13 protein-coding genes are annotated in these 16,422 nt (G+C 70.0%); all 13 read right to left on the reverse strand.

Annotated features, from left to right (window positions below):
- Positions 1-36: 36 nt before the first annotated feature.
- The 13 genes from KV106_RS08700 to phnD all read right to left on the reverse strand — a co-directional run bounded on the left by KV106_RS08700 (position 37) and on the right by phnD (position 16,378).
- Positions 37-1,437, reverse strand: coding sequence for an FAD-binding oxidoreductase (locus KV106_RS08700; protein WP_261208999.1), 1,401 nt, complete (start codon positions 1,435-1,437; stop codon positions 37-39).
- The gene (locus tag KV106_RS08705) at positions 1,409-2,299 is read right to left on the reverse strand and encodes an ABC transporter permease (protein ID WP_261209000.1); all 891 of its coding nucleotides are present in this window, start codon (positions 2,297-2,299) and stop codon (positions 1,409-1,411) included. The genes KV106_RS08700 and KV106_RS08705 overlap by 29 nt, the downstream gene beginning before the upstream one ends.
- Complete coding sequence (locus KV106_RS08710; protein ID WP_057595869.1) at positions 2,277-3,083, reverse strand: ABC transporter ATP-binding protein; 807 nt, start codon at positions 3,081-3,083, stop codon at positions 2,277-2,279. Before KV106_RS08710 ends, KV106_RS08705 begins: the two co-directional genes overlap by 23 nt.
- Before the next feature lie 38 nt (positions 3,084-3,121).
- Positions 3,122-3,943, reverse strand: a complete 822-nt coding sequence (locus tag KV106_RS08715) for a creatininase family protein (protein WP_261209001.1) — start codon at positions 3,941-3,943, stop codon at positions 3,122-3,124.
- A 120-nt stretch (positions 3,944-4,063) separates the two neighbouring features.
- A complete protein-coding gene (locus tag KV106_RS08720) occupies positions 4,064-5,227 on the reverse strand; it encodes an MFS transporter (protein ID WP_261209002.1) in 1,164 nt (387 codons plus the stop codon).
- 22 nt (positions 5,228-5,249) lie between these two features.
- Positions 5,250-6,875 (reverse strand): MFS transporter, encoded by a 1,626-nt coding sequence (locus KV106_RS08725; RefSeq protein WP_261209003.1) that lies wholly within the window; start codon positions 6,873-6,875, stop codon positions 5,250-5,252.
- 43 nt (positions 6,876-6,918) lie between these two features.
- Positions 6,919-7,689 carry an amino acid ABC transporter permease gene (locus tag KV106_RS08730; protein WP_057595865.1) on the reverse strand — a complete coding sequence of 257 codons (771 nt, stop codon included), beginning with the start codon at positions 7,687-7,689 and terminating at the stop codon, positions 6,919-6,921.
- Between the two features lie 91 nt (positions 7,690-7,780).
- Positions 7,781-8,551 (reverse strand): basic amino acid ABC transporter substrate-binding protein, encoded by a 771-nt coding sequence (locus KV106_RS08735; protein ID WP_057595864.1) that lies wholly within the window; start codon positions 8,549-8,551, stop codon positions 7,781-7,783.
- A gap of 84 nt (positions 8,552-8,635) precedes the next feature.
- Positions 8,636-9,217 (reverse strand): hypothetical protein, encoded by a 582-nt coding sequence (locus KV106_RS08740; RefSeq protein WP_261209004.1) that lies wholly within the window; start codon positions 9,215-9,217, stop codon positions 8,636-8,638.
- A complete protein-coding gene (locus KV106_RS08745) occupies positions 9,214-11,634 on the reverse strand; it encodes a M23 family metallopeptidase (RefSeq protein ID WP_261209006.1) in 2,421 nt (806 codons plus the stop codon). Before KV106_RS08745 ends, KV106_RS08740 begins: the two co-directional genes overlap by 4 nt.
- Positions 11,635-11,655: 21 nt before the next feature.
- Positions 11,656-14,103 carry a type VI secretion system Vgr family protein gene (locus KV106_RS08750; RefSeq protein ID WP_261209008.1) on the reverse strand — a complete coding sequence of 816 codons (2,448 nt, stop codon included), beginning with the start codon at positions 14,101-14,103 and terminating at the stop codon, positions 11,656-11,658.
- A gap of 95 nt (positions 14,104-14,198) precedes the next feature.
- Entirely contained in the window at positions 14,199-15,218 is a 1,020-nt protein-coding gene (locus KV106_RS08755; protein ID WP_409976497.1) for a phosphate/phosphite/phosphonate ABC transporter substrate-binding protein, read from the reverse strand.
- Positions 15,215-16,378 (reverse strand): phosphate/phosphite/phosphonate ABC transporter substrate-binding protein, encoded by a 1,164-nt coding sequence (gene phnD, locus KV106_RS08760; protein ID WP_261209020.1) that lies wholly within the window; start codon positions 16,376-16,378, stop codon positions 15,215-15,217. Before phnD ends, KV106_RS08755 begins: the two co-directional genes overlap by 4 nt.
- Positions 16,379-16,422 lie beyond the last annotated feature (44 nt).

A 16,422-nucleotide genomic window follows, 5' to 3' on the forward strand; every position in this document is an offset into this window, starting at 1 on the left:
CTTGGAAAAGGGACGGGACGCGAAGCCTAAATCTTTTCAGCCCTCGGTGGCCATGTCAGCGGTCCAGCCGCGCGTCTTGCCGGGGTTCATCAGCCCCATCGGGTCGCTGCGCTTCTTGAACTCGATCTGCTGCGTGTCGATGGTCTTCATGCCGCCGTCCTCGATGGTCACCACGTGCGGGTTGAAGATCTTGCAGCCGCCCTGCGACTCGATCTCGCGGATCAGCTCGTACTGGCGCGCCTCGCCGGTCCAGCGCACCAGCAGGATGCCGAAGGTACCGGCCTCGCCGCCCGCGCGCGCGAAGTCCTGGTGCTGCAGCACCTCGTCGCCGAAGATCTCGAGGTGGCGCTCGACCACCGCGGGATCGAAGGGCTGCGCATAGGCCACCTGCAGGTAGGTCCAGCCGCGGTCCATCTTGAGCGCCTGCAGCGTCGTGTGGTTGAACGCGCATTCGTAGGCCGGCGGCAGGCCGGCCGCGAGCAGCTCGGCCTCGGTGCCGGCCAGCGCGACGTGGCCGCCGTGCGCGGCGGCGAGCGCGCGGAAGTCTTCCATCGACGCGGGCGCGACCATCGTGAAGACCGCATGCCGGTCGGCGGGAAAGTGCTCGCCCATCGCCGTGTAGTAGGGCGAGAAGCGCGCCTCCACGGTCGACAGCAGGAACAGGTCGAGATCGGGCGTGCTGGCCGCGATGCCGAAGTCCAGCGCCGCGCGGTAGCGCTCGAACAGCACCGTGCAGTGCACCCAGTCGACGGCCGGGCTCAGCGCCACCTCCACGTCTAGGATCACGCCGTTGGTGCCGTAGGCATGGTGCACCTGCTGGATCTCGTCGCCCGCGAGCTCGATCACGCGCGGCTCGCGCTCCACCGTCATCACGCGCGCGCGCAGCAGGTTGCCGGGGTCGCGCAGGATGCCGTGGCGGAACGAGCCGATGCCGCCGAAGCCGCCCGCGATGAAGCCGCCGATGCTGGCCACGTGCCAGGTCGAGGGCCACATGCGCAGCGCCTGGCCGGTCTCGCGCGCGGCCAGGTCGATGTCGTGCATGCGCGCGCCGGCCTCCACCCGCATGCGGCCGTCGCCGATGTCGAGCACGCGGCACAGCTGCGTCACGTCCATCACCAGGCCGCCCTCGAGCGGCACGCACTGGCCGTAGTTGCCGGTGCCGCCCGCGCGCACCGTGAGCGGCAGCTTCCACTTGGCGGCGGTGGCGCAGACCTGGCGCACGTCGTCCTCGGTGCCGACCTTCACGACCAGCTCGGCCACGCAGCCCGAGAGCTGCGCCGTGAGGATCGGGCTGTACCAGAAGAAGTCCTTCGACAGCTGCTTGCGCTGGCCCGGCGCGGTGACCAGGTTCAGGCCCGCGAGGTCGCGGCGCACCGCGTCCCAGTCGATGGCCGGGGCGAGCGAGGTCCTAGCGTTCACGGCGCATTTCGCTTTCATGCCAGTGGCCCAGCACCAGGCGCGACAGCGCGGCGAAGACGATGAAGATCACGATCCCGAGCAGCGACACCAGCAGCAGCGCCGCGAACATCATCGGGATCTCGGTGCGGAAGCTCGACTCGAGGATGCGCGAGGCCAGCCCGGTTTCCTTGCCGGCCGTGCCCGCGGTGAACTCGGCCACCACCGCGCCGATCAGGCTCAGGCCGCCCGCGATCTTCAGGCCCGCCATGAAGTAGGGCAGCGCGCTGGGCGCGAGCAGGTAGCGGAAGGTCTGCCAGGGCGAGGCCTTGTAGAGCTGGAACAGGTCGCGCAGGTTGCTGTCGGCGCTCTTGAGGCCCACCACCGTGTTCGACAGGATCGGGAAGAAGGCCACGATCCAGGCGCACAGCAGCAGTGCCGCGGTGGTGCTCGAGACGTAGATCAGGATCAGCGGCGCGATCGCGATGATCGGCGTGACCTGCAGGATCACCGCGATCGGGAACAGCCCGATCTCCACCCACTTGAACAGCGCGAAGGCGATCGCCAGCAGCACGCCGCCGACGATGGCCGCGGCCAGCGCGAGCAGCGTGAGCCGCACGGTGAACCACAGCGCGCTCGAGAGCGACTCCCAGTTGTCGAACAGCGTCTTCAGGATCAGCGAGGGCGCGGGCAGGATGTAGTGCGGGATGTTGTTGGCGCGCACGGTCCATTCCCACAGCAGCAGCAGCGCGCCGACCACCACGGCGGGCACCACGATGCGCAGCAGCGATTCGCGCCGGCGCTGCCGGTCCTCGTGGGCGCGCTGGGCATCGGCCGAGGGCGTGGCGAGGTCGTCGTCGTGCAGGGCGGTGACCGCGGGCTCAGTGATCGATGTCGACGCCATGCAGGGCTCCATGCAGGGATTGGGACACCGCGGTGCAGTGCGCGTTGTAGCGGCTCGAGGTGCGGAAGGACTCGCCGCGCGGGTAGGGCTCGTCGATGCGGATCTCGTCGATCACGCGGCCCGGGCGCGCGGCCATCACCACGATGCGGTTCGAGAGGTAGACCGACTCGTAGACGCTGTGCGTGACGAACACCACCGAGAAGCGGTGCTCGCGCCAGATCGCGAGCAGGTCGTTGTTGAGCTTGATGCGCGTCATCTCGTCGAGCGCGGCGAAGGGCTCGTCCATCAGCAAGAGGCGCGGGTGCGTGACCAGCGCGCGCGCGATCGACACCCGCATCTTCATGCCGCCCGAGAGCTCGCGCGGATAGACGTCGGCGAAGCGCGAGAGCCCGACCATCTCGAGCACCTGCTGCACCACGGGCGCGGCGGCGTCGCGCTTCATGCCCGCGAGCTTGAGCGGCAGCCAGACGTTGTCGAACACCTTGGCCCAGGGCATCAGCGTGGGCTCCTGGAACACGAAGCCCAGGTCGCGGTCGGTGCGCGCCGCGGCGCCGCCGGTCCAGGCCATCTCGCCGCTGCTGGCGCGCGTGAGGCCCGCGATCAGCCGCAGCGCCGTGCTCTTGCCGCAGCCCGAGGGGCCGAGGAAGCTGATGAAGTCGTGCGCGCCGATGTCGAGCGACATGCCCTGCAGCGCGAGCGTGCCGTTGGCGAAGCGCTTGCCGACGTTGCGCAGCCGGACCAGCGGCGCTTCGGCATCGGGGGTGGATGGCGTGGTGCTTTCCATGGGGTGTTCCGAAGGGCGTGGCGGAGAGGGGCGCGAGCCTAGCGCCAGGCGGGCTCGTTGGCCAGGCGCGACAGCGGGAAGCGGTCGATCTCGTGCAGCAGGTCGACGAAGCGCCGGCCCACGTGGTCGAGCACCGCGGCGCCCTTCTCGGCGGTGGCGCGGGTGGCGTCGCCGGCCGCGCCCATCGGGTTGATGTCGTGCATCTGCCAGCCGAGCTTGCCGCTGGGCGTGATCGAGAGGTACTTGTTCTCGGCCGCGAGGTCCTCGGTCATCGAATGGAAGTTGCGGAACTGGTCGGCGCGCACGTAGTCGGGCGTGAGGTGCAGCATCACCGAGCTCTCGAGGTCGCCGGCGTGGATGCCGTGCTTGCCCTCGTGCGCGGTGAACAGGCCCTCGGGCAGGCCCAGCGTGTACCAGTTGGCGGCCACCACCATCATCCCGTGCGCCTCGCGCAGGTCGCGCGCCACGATGTCCATCACGCTCATCTGGCCGCCGTGGCTGTTGTAGAGCACCAGCTTGCGCACGCCGGCACGCGCCACGCAGGCGCCGATGTCGGTCCACATCGCGATCAGCGTGCTGGCCGAGACCGTGAGCGTGCCCGGGTAGCGCGAGTGCTCGTTGCTCTTGCCGTAGGGCACCGTGGGCAGGAACAGCACGGGCAGGTCGTCGGGCAGGTGGGGCAATGTCGCGCGCACCATGCCGTCGATGGTGGCGGTGTCGGTCGACATCGGCAGGTGCGGACCGTGCTGCTCGGTGGCGCCCACCGGCAGCACGGCGATCAGCCGTTCGCGGTCGAGGCGGGAGAACTCTTCGCTGGTCAGGTCCGACCAGAAGCGGCTGCGCGGGGTGACCGGGTTCATCGGGGTGGTCCTCGTTCGTGGCGACGGCGCGGATGATGACCTAAATCATCCGAATGGTCAAAAAAAGTCGCGTCAGGGTTTTCCACGGCGTGCCGCCGCCCTGCGCTCAGGTCGTCGCGCTCAGGTCGTCGCGATCCCGGACTTGCGCCACGGCCACGGCAGCAGCAGGCAGGCGCCGACCAGCGTCACGCCGCCGGCCAGCGCGCAGAACACTTCCACGGGGAAGCGCGGCACCACGCTGCCGAGCAGGAACGAGACCGAGAAGATGCCGAGGTTGAGCAGGCTCGCGTGGTACGAGTTGATGGTGCCGCGGTAGCGCTCCGACAGCGCGCTGAGCCGCGCATGGTGCAGCGGCCCCGCGCAGCCGTAGCCGAAGGCCCAGGGCAGGCCGAGCAGCACCAGCTGCGTGGTCGAGCCCACCGGCAGCGCCAGGCCCAGCAGGCCCGCCGCCGCGGCCAGCGCCGCGAGCGGCAGCGCGGCCTCGCCGAGCGCGCGCTGCAGCCGGCCGCTGGCGAGGTTGCCGGCGATCACGGCCAGGCCGAACAGGCCGGCGATCAGGCCGGTGTCGGTCGACGACAGCACCAGCTTGCGCGCCGCCACCTCGGCCACCACGGCGCCGAAGCCCGCCACCCAGCCGAGCCAGAGGTAGCTGACCGCGAGCCGCCGCCGCACGCCGGGCGTGCGCAGCGCCCGCGCGTGCGTGGCGAGGAAGCCCGCGTGCGACGCGGCCGCGGGCACGCGTTGGACGAAGGTGCGCGTCACCGCGAGAAAGGCCAGCGCGGCCATCGCCGCGAGCGTGTAGTAGGCCGAGCGCCAGCCCGCGGTGTCGCTCAGCCAGCCGGCCACCACCGGCGTGAGCACGAAGGCCAGCATCAGGCCGACGAACACGTGGCTGAGCCGGCGGCCGATCTGCTCGGGCGGCGATTCGTCGGCCACCAGCGACAGCGCATTGGGCTGGATCAGACCCGCGCACAGCCCCGCCAGCGCCGACAGCACGATCGCCACCGCCAGGCTCGGCGCGCTCGGGAGCGCGGCGCTCAGCAGCGCGAAGCCCAGCAGCCCGGCCTGCAGCGGCCGCCGGCGGCCCCAGCGGTCCGACAGCGGCCCGGCGATCAGCGCGAAGGCGCCGTAGGCGAGACCGTAGGCGGCCGGCAGGTAGGCGATGGCGCTCGAGCGCACGCCGAGGTCGGCGCTCATCGCGCCCATCATCGGGCCCGCCACCACCTCGGCCGAGCCGATGAGGAACAGGCAGCAGAACAGCGTGGCGACCTGGGTCGTCTTCATGGCGTCAGGGGGCTTGTGTGGATCAGCGGCGCACGACGTAGCGCGTGACCACCGGCGGCGATTCGCCCAGGTGGAAGGCCAGCCGGCGCTCGCGCAGCGCCATGTCGGCGGCGGTCGCGCGGTTGAAGCGGCGCAGGTGCTCGGTCCAGCTCTCGTCGACGATCTGCTCGACGTAGCGGCCCGGCTCGCCGATGTCGTGCAGCAGCTCCCAGCCGATCGCGCCCTGGCTCAGCCGCGCGCGGCGCGTCTGCTGCATCACCAGGTGAAAGGCGGCGGCGCGCGCCGGGTCGATGATGAACTCGACGTGGATCACCACGCGGCCGTTCTCCTGCGGCGCCTCGGACGGCGGCCCCGAGGCCCAGCCGGCCTTGGCGGGCGTGGTGTCGTCCTCGCCCGAGACGTCGGTGACCCAGCGCAGCGCGGCCAGCATCAGCAGCGTGCCGGTGACCGAGGCCACCACCAGGCTCACCTGCAGGTCGGTGACCGTGGCGACCTGGCCCCACAGCGCGGCGCCGATCGCGCTCGCGCCCATGATCGCCATCTGGTAGGTCGACATGCCGCGCGCGCGCACCCAGTCGGGCAGCGCGAGCTGGGCCGACACCGAGAGCGAATTGGCCACCGTGATCCAGGCCATGCCGCCGAAGAACATCGCCGGCACCGCGACCCAGGCATTGGGCGCGAAGGCCATCACCGCCGTGGCGGCCGACTGCAGCGCGGTGCCGCGCAGCACCAGCTGGTCGCGCCCCAGCGCCTGGCGCAGCCGCGGCAGGAACAGCACCGCCACGATCGCGCCCGAGCCCATGGCCGCCAGCAGCAGGGTGAAGGTGCCGGCGCCGCCGCCCTGGAGGTTGCGTGCCAGCAGCGGCAGCAGCGCCAGCAGCGCCGTCGAATGGAAGAAGAAGATCGTGATGCGGCTGAGCACCGCGCGCATGCGCTGCGACTGCCAGACGAACTGCACGCCCACGCGCATCGCGCTGATCAGCCGCTCGCGGCCCAGCGGATTGGGCGTGTGCTCGCGGCGCCAGCGCAGCACCACGAAGCCCGAGGCCACCGACAGCACCGCGTTGAGCGCGAACACCCAGACGCTGCCCGCGCTCGCGATCAGCATGCCGGCCGTGAGCGGGCCGATGATGCGCGAGGCATTCATCGCGATGCCGTTGAGCCCGAGCGCGGCCGGCAATTGCGGGCGCGGCACCAGCTCGGGCACGATGGCCGAGAACACCGGCCAGCGCAGCGCCAGCCCGATGCCGTTGGCGAAGGTCAGTGCCAAGAGCAGCGGCGCGGTCATCATGTCGAGCGCGATCGCGGCGCACAGCACGATCGCCGTGCCCGCGAGCCAGAACTGCGTGGCCATCAGCCAGCGCCGGCGGTCGAGGATGTCGGCCAGCGCGCCGCTGGGCAGGCCGAGCAGGAACACCGGCAGCGTGGAGGCCGACTGCACCAGCGCGACCCAGATCGGCGAGGTGGTCAGCGAGGTCATCATCCACGCCGCCGCCACGTCGTTCATCCACATGCAGATGTTGGCGATCAGCCAGGTGCTCCACAGCATGCGGAACACCGGCAGCTTCAGCGGCTCGAGCGCGGCGAGCTTGGGCGGCTTCGGCCGCGCGGGCGGGATGGGCGTCTCTTCGGGCGATATCGGGGGCATGTGGGGCTATTGTCGCCGCGAGCCCCGGCCGGTCAGTTCGCGGTCAGCCGCGGTCGCTGCGCGCGAGCCGGTGCTCGAGCCGGCGCAGCAGCGTGGTCAGCACCAGCGTCATCACCCAGTAGATCACCGAGATCGCGAGGTAGGGCTCCCAGTAGCGCGCATAGGCGCCGGCCACCGTGCGCGCCGCGTAGGCCAGCTCGGCCAGGCCGATGGCGGAGACCAGGGAGGTGTCCTTCAGCAGCGCGATCGCGTTGTTGCCCAGCGGCGGCAGCATGCGGCGGAAGGCCTGCGGCAGCACCACGTAGCGCATCACCTGCGCCGGGTTGAAGCCCAGCGAGCGGCCGGCGTCGAACTGGCCGCGCGAGATCGACTGGATGCCCGCGCGGAACACCTCGGAGATGTAGGCCGCCGAATTGAGCGTGAGCGCCACCACGCCCGAGATCAGCGCGCCGTGCTCCTGCTTGAGCGTGCGCGCGAGCTCGCCGTCGATCAGCAGGCCGGACGTGGGGTGGATGAACACCGGCATCACCGCGAAGTGGATCAAGAGGATCTGCACGAACAGCGGCGTGCCGCGGAAGAAGCTCACGTACACCGTGGCCGGCCAGCGCAGGAAGAAGCGCGCCACCCAGGTCCAGGGCGCATGCCGCGGCTGCGCCAGCCGCGCCAGCGCCAGGCACAGGCCCCAGCTCGCGCCCAGCAGCACGCAGACCACCGTCATGCGCAACGTCATCCAGGCGCCCTGCCAGAACAGGTCCTTGTATTCGACCAGGATGTCCCAGCGGAACCATCCGAACAGCAACACCGGTTGTTCCATGGCGGCTTCCTTCAATGCAGAGAAACGAACGAAAAGAAAAACGAAACGGCCGCGAAGCGCGGCCGTGGGAGCAGAACGGGGGCCGTGCGGCTCAGCGCACGTTCGGGTCCTTGTTGAACCACTTCTTGTAGATCGTCACGTAGCTGCCGTCGGCGCGGATCGCCGCCAGGCCGGCCGAGAGCTTGTCGAGCAGCGCCTTGTCGCCCTTCTTCACCACGATGCCGAAGCCTTCCTCGGGGAAGGACTTGTCGTCGACGGTCTTCAGATCGGGGTTCTGCGACACGCGGTAGGCGATCACGCCGTTGTCGCCCATCGCCGCGTCGACGCCACCGCCGGCCAGCTCGGAGATGATCAGCGGCGTGCTCTCGAAGCGGCGGATGTTCGGGCTGGTCTTGCCGAACTCGCGCGACGCGATGTCGTCGGCCGTCGAGGCGCTCACCACCGCGATCTTCTTGCCCGTGAGGTCCTTGAGCGAGGCGACCGTGCTGTTCTTCGGCAGCGCGATCAACTGGCGCGCCGCGAAGTAGGGCGGCGTGAAGTCGTAGCTCTGCTTGCGCTTCTCGTTGATCGTCACGCCCGAGATCACGAGGTCCACGTCGCCGTTGTTGAGCGCGCCGAAGATGCCCGTGAACGGCGTGTTCACGATCTTGATCTTCAGGCCCTGCTGCTTGGCGATCGCGTTGATGATGTCGATGTCGAAACCGACGATCTGCTTGTCCTTGTTCTCGAACGCGAACGGCGCATAGGTGGCGCTGGACGCCACGGTCAGTTCGCGGTTCTGCGCCTGGACGGGCGCCAGGGCGCCGAAAGCCATCACAGCGGCGGCAAAGCCAAGCGCCAGGGCGCGGCGGGTGGGGGTCATGCGGGGTCCTTGGGTGCCGGGGGGCGGGTTTTGGGGTGGGCGAGGATTTTAGGCTGGCGGGCGGGGGCCGGATTGCCGGCACTGTCAGTCCAGGATGCGGATGCCCTTGAAAAGGCCCTCCACCAGGGTGTTCTGCGCGTTGCGCGCCAGGGCCGGGTTCTGCAGTTCCATGTGGATGCAGATGTTCGAGCGCGAGGTGAAGCACATCAGGTACGCGTTGATGGCCGAGCGGGCGCCGTCGCCCTGCAGGGAGTCGATGAGGGCCCACTGGCCGGTCCATCGCGGTCCGTTGATTCGCCTTTGCCAGGCGACGTGCCGGAAGTAGCGCCCTCCCGCGTCTTCCATTGCGAGCAGTTCCCGTGGGCTGGTCGGCTCGAGGGGCAAGGCGGTGGCGGGTGCATCGAGCGCGCAGCTCAACCGGGTCTGTACGGTGCGGGGGCTGCCGGAAGTGTCCGGCACCCTGCTCTCCAGGAGGAAGCTGCCATAGCGTCTTCCGTCGACCTCCCTCCGATCGACATGCGCCGCCGACAAGCCATCGTTGAACGCTGGGGCAAGCCTCAGGCGACAGTGGGATTCAACGAGCTGCAATACCTCGCGTGGTGATTTTTCCTGCGCATGCGTCGACCCCGCGCAAAGCAATGCAAGGGCAAGGCCGATGCTTCTCATGGCAGCACTCTCTTCGTGAAGTCGTCTGGCACCGGTTGCGACATGCCGTGTAAGTCCTGGAATCTCTCCACATCCATCAGAACGGTCAGGGCATTGGTGAAGGCCGTGGAGCGATCGATCAGGCCGTTCATGTTCGGCGGATTCTGTCCCACGGTTGCCGGATAGTTGACCGCCGCGGCGCAGTTCGTGAACGACTGGTTGTAGTACCAGGCCTTGTTGCCATGCTGACTCGTCGCCGCCACGTTCCTGATGTTGAGGTCGTCGGCCGCCAGGTCCGCGTATTCGTTGGTGTTTCCGACCAGTGGCAAGGCAGGCGAGCGCGCGCTGGGGAGGCTCTTGTCGGGCCATACCCAGTAGGCGGCCGCGCTGTCGGCCGCATGGTGGGGGTCGTCGGCCACCGCATCCCGCCAGCCGACTTCGATGGTGCCGGGCGGGACGCCGGGTTGCCTGCCCAGAAACCGGAAGTACTTGTAGTAGTTGTTGTTCCCGCCGTTGATGTTGCCTTGCGGGTTCGTCAATTGCAGAAAGCCTCTGCCGTACCACCCTGCATGCAGGGACGGTGTGCGGCCATTGTTTTCCTTCATGTGGCTGAGCCACTGCGTTTCCTGGGTTGCGTTGCCGAAGAAGCACGCCTGGCGGATCGGAGTGGATATCAGGTACTTTCGAAGTGCGCGATTCAGCGCCTGGGCGTGGGAGCTCAGAAGTCGCTGTGCAGGTGCGAGCGATGGCGACTCCCAGACCGCCGCGCTTGGCGACCTGTGGCTTCCGGGCTTGCGCAACACATGCGCGGGAATCAGCTGTGCGAGTTCTCGCGGGCTGCGCCAACCGCATTGCCTCATGTGTTCGATGAACTCCCGTGGATGGAAGCGCCAATCGGCTTTCAGCAGCGTCTCGGGCAGCGATTCGAAGCTCAAGGCGTGCGCGTGTGCCACGAAGCGCTCCCACTTCCGCGCGGCCGCGGCATCGTCGTCGCCGAGCTTGAAGTCGTGGGTCTGGAGCCAGCCATAGCGAGCCGCGACGCTGGCGCGTTCCCACTCGCTGGGAAACTTGCAGACGGCGCGGCGCAGTTTCGCTCTGACCTCCGCACCCCCCAGCCGACTCGCGAGTTGCAGGAGCTCCATTCGGCGCAGGTTGCCCGCATCGGGATCGCGAATCAGCGCCTTGATGTGCATCGAGTCGCAACGCTGGTCGTTGGGTGTTCCATCGTCGTCGAAGAAGTTCCAACCCATGACCGCGGGGAAATCAGCATCGCTGAACTTGAAGGTGCCAGCCGCGTTGAGATCCGCCCAGACTTCGCCCGTGGTGCTCTCGATCTTGCGCCAGTGGGCAGCGCCGGGCGGCAAGGGGTCGGGCCCGAGATTGCGGCCGAAGCGCAGCAGTTCGTACCAGCCACTGGGGCTGCTCAGTGCCCGCGTGCTTGCATCAAGGCTCGCATGCCGCGCATGGGCTTCGGCATACAGCTCGTACTCGAAACGCTGCGCTGCTTGCGGTGCCGTTCCCGAGGCGCCGCGGGCATAGTCATCGCGGCTGTCATGCCGCGGCTTGCCGATCGGCGCGCCGCAGCGGTCATGGCTGCGCAGCGTGGCCTGGCCGCGGTCGTGGCTGATCGACACCCAATGGGGCACACGCAGCATGTCGGGTGGGAAATGATCGGTGACGGCGCTGGCACCGCCGGTGGCGGAGTCCGCCCCTTGGATGTGGTGGCTAGGCTGGCGCGAGCGCGCGGGCGTGCCGGCCGGCAGATAGACATGAATGCTGCCGAAGACGCTGTCCCGCCGGCCGTCTGCGGTGGGGGCGGGAGGGCTTGATGGGTCTATCCAGGCCGGTTTGCGGTGGACCAGTTTTTCGAGATTCGCGGCATCGCAGCAGATCTCGAAGTGAAGCTGGCCTGCGTGTCCATAGATTTGGCCAGGGTGGCCGAGAACGTCTTTGCGGTAGACGGTGTCGCCCACTGACCATGGCGCGGTGGCGCCGCGTGCGCGGTTCGCGATCTGCGACAGGTGCATGTAGACGCTGTAATAGACGACCCCCGTCGCCACCGCCTGCACCGCCCCGATCTCGGTCCGATGCTCGATGGCCATGAACCCGTCGCTGGTCCAGGCCGCGGTGGGTGGGCTGGCGCCGAAGGGGTTGTAGTTGAGCGGATGGTCGGGGTCGCTGTTCGGCGCGGTCGGCGCATGGACGAAGACGATCCTGCCGTCGGCGACGGCGCGCACCGGCAGGTAGGCGCCGGCGGCTTGCGGGGCCTGGATGTGCAGGCCGTTGTGCCAGGCCAACTGCAGGCTCAGCGGAAAGGAACCTTCGGGCGCCTGGGTGCCGGGCAGGCGCGAAGCCGGCGGTGCCATCGCGATGTCGAGCCAGGCGCTCTCGGACTGGCCTGCGGCACGCTCGGGGAGGAAGGGCGGGCTAATGATCATGGTGCGCTCGACGCTTCGCTTTCAGAGCGACACCGGATAGGCCGCATCCCGGTCGGGCGACCGTCGCCATGTCGCCCGGGGAAAGGTCTGGCGTTCGAGCGGCCTCTGCATCGGCCCAACCTGCGCATGCAGCGCCGCATGCTCCTGCCAGGTGCCGGCGGTGCCATGCACGATCCCCTGCGCGCTCCATTCGGTGTAGCTGCCGCCGCCGATGATCACGACCTTCTTGCGGGCGCTGATGTGGAGCTCGCCGTCGATGCTCCGGATTCGCACGTCCTCGTGCGCGAGCAGCACCAGCTCGTCCGCATGGGCTTCGATGTCGATCGGCCCTTTGGCGGCGATGAAGCGGATGCCGTGCCGCTGCGTGAAGGCGCGGATGCCCTCGGCGGCGCTGGCGAGCCAGCGTCTGGCGCTGCTGAAGCCGAGATGGCCGCTGCTCGTGAAGGCCGCGTGTGTCTTGGCGTGCAAGTGCAGCGGACCCGCTGTCGAGGCCACGATGCCGGCGGGGCTCGCGAGCACCAGGTGCGGCGCTTCCAGTTCGGGGAATGGATCGCCCGTGCCGGCGATGGCCGTGTTCTGCCTTGCGAGCGCCTGCTGCACTTCGTCCTGGTCGATGCCGGCCTCCTGCGCGCGGTGCAGCCTGGCGGCTTCCGCGAGCATGTCGTGCTGGTCCTGCGCACGGGCCAGCCGCGCGGTGGTCTCGCCCATGTCGAGCGCATGGTTCGCCGCGTTCGGCCGGGCCTCGGTGGTGATCAGCATCCCCCGTGCCGCCCTCAGCACCCCGTGCCCGTCGATGCGCAGCTCGAAGCCCTCGCCGCGCTCCTCCTTGCGTCCCGCATGGTCCTCGATGCGCGCGAAGCGCCCCAGGCTCAGCACGCTGCACTGGTGGTCGCTCCTGAGCTGCGCCTGCATGCGATCGGGCGTGTCGTCGAGCACCAGGTGGTTGCTGCGTCCCGCCGCCGCATTGCCGCCGCCCTCGGTCAGCTCCCGGCTCCTGAACCCGCTGAGCGCGGCCTGCTGCGGCAAGGCCCAGGGCGGCAGGTTGTCCCGGTCATGCACCCGCCCCGTGCAGATCGGCAGGTCGGCATCGCCGCCGATGAAGCTCACGATCACTTCCTGGCCGATGCGCGGCAGCCAGGCGCCGCCGAGCTGGTTGCCCGCCCAGGGCGCGCTCACGCGCAGCCAGCAGCTGCCGTGGGCGTCGTGGGCGCCCTCGCGGTCCCAGGGGAACTGCACCTTGATGCGGCCCAGGGCATCGGTCCAGAGGTTCCGGCCCGCGGGGCCGACGACTCTTGCGACCTGCGGGCCGACGGCCACGGGCTTGGGCCGCACGAGCGCGGGGCGCAGCGGTTCGGCCAGCGGGTGGGCGGTGAAGTCGAGATTCACGCGCCAGTGCGCGCGGCGGTTGCTGTCGGCGCCGACCTCCTCGATCAGCAAGCGGGTGTCGAGCGCGAGGTACTCGGTGGCCCCGACCTCCTGGCGCGGGTGGCCGTGCAGGCGGAAGGTGTGTCCAGGGGCCAGGCCCCGCAGAGGTCCGCAGCCCCGCGTGCGCACCGCCTCGGCGCGCAGGGCCTGCAGGCGAAGCAGCGCCAGCTGGCGGCCCTCGGCGAAAGGATCGTTCGCGGCGTCCTCGAAGCCCCCGCGCCCGGCCCGAGGCTGCGCCCAGTGGCTGCCGCCGACCGGGTCGTGCCAGCTGTAGACCTCGGCCCGTGAATCGCCCTGGCCGACAGAAAGGTCGGCCCGCGGCCGCATGTAGTCGTACTCCCGGCTCGCATACCGCCCGCTGGCGATCCGGTGCATGGGCACGAAGCCGTGGACGTACTCCGCATCGAGCTTCCAGCCCGGCGGATGAAAGTCCAGGTCGCGGTAGCGCCCGGCGGCGGGCGCAAAAGCCCCGGTCCCATCGCCGAGCACCAGCCGGTGCGCCCCGTCCGCATGCTCGAAGTGATAGCCGATGCCCCATTCCTGGCACAGGCGCTCGAAGAAGGCGAAGTCGCTCTCGTTGAACTGGGTCTGGTAGTCGCGCGGCGGATAGTGCTCGGCCAGGCGCCAGCGCACGGGAAAGGGATAGCGCGCGAGCAGGGCCTCGAGGATCTGCACGACCGTCAGGTCCTGGAAGATCCTGCAGTCGGTGCGCAGTTCGGCCAGGTGCAGCCAGGGCCGCAGTGTCAGCAGGTACTGGGCGTGGCGGCCCGCCTCGCCGAGAAAGGCCGCCTCGGTGACGAGGGCGTTGATCTCGCGCGCGCCGTCCGCACCATCGTCGAGCGCGATGCGGCAGTGGATCTCGCGGCCGACGAAGGCATCGAGGTCGAGGTCGGCGTCATCGGGTGATTCGAGCAGCAGTTCGTAGCAGAACAGCGCATCGAGCCCCTCGCGGCCCGACAGCCGCACGGCCCGCAGCGCGGGCTGGCCATCGACAAGGGGAAGCGCCGGTCCGGAGACCGACAAGGTGCGCGGCAAGTTCGACATCGGCGTGACCTCCCAGGGAACGAGGTCGCGCAGTGTGCAAGCACCATCGCGTTTGCACTGCGAACAATGGTTGCGCCGGCGCCGCCCGGCGGGCCTCAGCGCGCGGCAGTACCGCCCAGCTGCCGCACCTGGTCCGCGTAGACCTTCTCGATGCGCTGCAGCCGCTGTTCGCGCGCGGCCTCGTTGACCCACTGCGCGGCCATCGCGCGCTGGCGGCCGAGCTGGCGGTCGAGCCGGGCCTGCGGCAGCAGCGCGCCGTCGTCGGCCGCCGCATAGCCGAAGCCGGCGCGCAAGGTCTTGAGCACCTCGCGCTCGGCATCGGCGCGCGCGCCCTTGCCCTGGCCGTAGCTGGTCAGGAAGGTCTGCAGCCGGGCCTGGAACTCGGGCGGCCAGTCGCGCCGCACCACCATCGGCGCGCCCGGCGGCGGCTGCGACTCCCACACCACCTGCAGCCGCTCGGCCTCGACCGGGAACTGCTCGCGGAAGCGCTCGAAGTCGGTCGTGTTGTTGGTCGCCACGTCGGCATCGCCGTTGGCCACCGCCAGTGCGGTGGCCTGGTGGGTGTCGACGATCTCGCTGCGAAAGCGCGTTTCCATCGCGATGTGGTTCGGCAGGAACAGCTCGCTCTGCGGCACCTGGAAGCCGGTCACCGAACGGCTGTCGCCGCGCGCGAGCCGCCACTGCTCGGGTTTGGCGAGCAGCGCCTCGAGGCTGTTGAAGGGCGGCGCCTTGCGCATCAGCAGCACGGCGCGGTGCTCGGGCATGCCGGGGCGGCGCGCGATCTGCGCGATCACCTTCATGCGGCCCTGGGTCACGGCATCGAGCGCCATCTTGGCCGACAGGAAGGCCATGTCGATCTCGTCGCGGCCGATGGCGCGGTCGAGCTCCTCGTACGAGGAGACCGAGTAGGCGCTCACGGGCACGCCGATGGCACGGCCGAGGTCGGCCAAGAGCGGCGTCCACAGCGCGCGCGACTCGACCGCGCCGCCCAGCGGCAGCACGCCGAAGCGGATCCCCTTGACGGGCGCCGGCTGCGTGGCCAGCGCGGCGGGCGCCACGGCGCAGGCCAGCACGGCGAACACCGCCAGCCACGCGGCGCGCAGCCAGGCGATCAAGGCGAGACGTCCTTCAGCACGCCGACCTGCTCGGCATAGCCGCTGTCCAGCCGCTGCAGCCGGGCCTGGCGCGCGGCGTCGTTGACCCATTGCGCGGTCTTCGCGTTCTGCGTGGCGAGCTGGTAGGCCAGCTTGGCGGCGGGCAGCAGCGAGCTGTTGTCGGCCGGCACGAAGCCCGCGAGGTCGTGCAGCGACTTCAGCACCACGCGCTCGGCATCGCCGCGCGGCCCCTTGGCGCGGCCGTAGGCCACGAGGAAGGCCTGCACCCGCTGGCGCAGCTCGGGCGGATAGTCGCGCCGCATCACGATCTGCGCATGCGGGATCAGCTCCGACTCCCACAGCACCTGCAGCCGGCCGGCCTCGGCCGGGAAGCGCAGCTTGAAGCGCTCGAAGTCGGCCGTGTTGTTGGTGGCGACGTCGGCCTCGTTGTTGGCCACGGCCAGCGCCGTGACCTGGTGCGTGCCCACCACCTCGCTCGCGAAGCGGGTCTCCATGGCGATGTGGTTGGGCAGGAAGAACTGCAGCTGCGGCACGATGAAGCCCGACACCGACTGCTTCTCGCCGCGCGCGAGGCGCCAGCGGTCGGGGTCGGCCAGCAGGCCCGCCAGCGTGTTGAAGGGCGGCGCCTTGCGCGCCAGCAGCAGCGCGCGGTAGCCGGGCAGGCCGTCGTGCCGCACCACCTGCGCCACCACCTTCATGCGGCGCTGGCTCACGGCGTCGAGCGCCATCTTCCCCGACAGGAAGGCCATGTCCACGTCGTCGCGCTGGATCGCCTGCTCGAGCGCCTCGTACGAATTGACCGAGAGCACCGCCACCGGCCGGCCGAGCGCGCGGCTGAGCTCGGCCAGCAGCGGATCCCAGTCGCTGCGCGATTCGAAGGCGCCGCCAAGCGGCAGGATGCCGAAGCGCATCGGCGCGGCCTCGGCGCCATGGCCGCCCGGGGCCGTGAAGCCGCCTTTGACGGTCTGGGCCGGCGTGGACTGGGCCGAGGGCGGGATGTTCGAGACCGAGGGCAGCGAGGGTGCCGCCGGGCCCTGCGCCATCGCGGCCCAAGGCAGCGAGGCGCCCAGCAGTGCCGCCGCCAGCCAGCGCCGCCAGGCGGGGCGACGGATACCGGTGGGCTCGGAGGGGCCTGGGGAACAGCGCAGGAAAGCCGGCATATTTGGACGGGCGAGGACGGCCGCAGCGAACCGGCCGGTCTAAC

It is taken from the genome of Variovorax endophyticus (genome assembly GCF_025376855.1).
Lineage (GTDB): Bacteria > Pseudomonadota > Gammaproteobacteria > Burkholderiales > Burkholderiaceae_C > Variovorax.